Here is a 1,186-nt window from a genome sequence, read left to right on the forward strand (position 1 = left end):
CGCAGCAACTGGTGCCTGCACAGTCGCTTGGGGTGACACAGCATGTTGAATTGGCCGGGCATTTGGTGGTGCGAGAATCGGTAAAACGTCTCAACGCACTCGCCTGATGCCTGCCTAAAATCGTGCTGCGGTGGCCGCGACCAGCGCATCTATTGCCAAACGCAGGCGGGGCAACATCACCGGTGTTGCCCGCCATAAGGCATGAATCGCCAAATGTCCGGCAATGACCTCGTCCAGCACGCTAACCAGCAATAGGGCACCCTGCCGAGACCGTATCCCGCCTTGATGGCATTGACGGTCAACAGTGCACCATCCAGCAATAAACGGCTATCCGGAGTCAGCACCCGGTGTGTTTTGTCAGCCAACTGAAAGTGCCACGGGGCGGCGTAGCCCTCTTTCAGCGTGCCGATCAGGGTGTGGTGATGAAGATCGTCTATGCCGTGCAGCGGCGGTGAGTGGGCAAAGTAACCCGGTGTGCCGCACAGTACGATGCGTTGTGTGCCTAACTTTTTGGCGACAATTCCCGCCGCATCCGGCAGTTCTCCTACACGCACAGCAAGATCGACAGATCCATCGAACAGATCGGCCATCTCGACAGAGGCCGAGACACTGATACTCAACTGGGGCCACTGCTGGCACAGCGTCAACAGGGCGGGCGTGACGACGTGCGCGCCGAGCAGCGGCGGTACACTTACCGCTAGCTGGCCTGCGGGTTCTGCTGTGATGCTGGCAAGCAGCGTTTCGACGCGCTCAACCTCGTTCCTTGCCGTCCGGCAGGCATCCCGATAGGTCACACCCTCTGCCGTTATGGTCTGCTGGCGGGTGGTGCGGGTGAATAAGGGGGTTTTCAGGCGGTTTTCCAATCGTCGAATGGCTTTGGTAACCGCTGACGGGGTGAGCCCAAGCAGGGCGGCCGCTGCGGTAAAGTTGCCGCTGTCACATACGGCCAGAAATACGCCGATGTCATCTCCGGGGTAATGTCGCATAGTGCCTATTGCTGAACGTGAGGAATAAATGTTGGTAGTGTATTTCATTTTACCGGAATGATATTCGCCAATAAGCTCTGTTTTATGAAAAAGACACAGACTTACGCCATTCTTGGTGGCACTTCAGGCATTGGGTTCGCTCTGGCTCAGCGACTGGTCGCGCGCGGCGATCGCGTGGCGATCGGCGGGCGTTCGGCGGA

Annotated in this window: 1 protein-coding gene; it reads right to left on the minus strand. The window is 58.2% G+C overall.

All coding sequences use genetic code 11. The features are described 5' to 3' along the window. Positions 1-176 precede the first annotated feature (176 nt). A complete protein-coding gene (locus J5224_RS28835; RefSeq protein WP_264628517.1) occupies positions 177-986 on the minus strand; it encodes a LysR family transcriptional regulator in 810 nt (269 codons plus the stop codon). Positions 987-1,186: the final 200 nt, after the last annotated feature.

This window comes from Candidatus Symbiopectobacterium sp. NZEC135 (assembly GCF_025962695.1).

Excerpts from the sequence above, each read along its gene's own strand:
- J5224_RS28835 (WP_264628517.1), bottom strand. The coding sequence starts at position 986 with ATGCGACATTACCCCGGAGATGACATCGGCGTATTTCTGGCCGTATGT.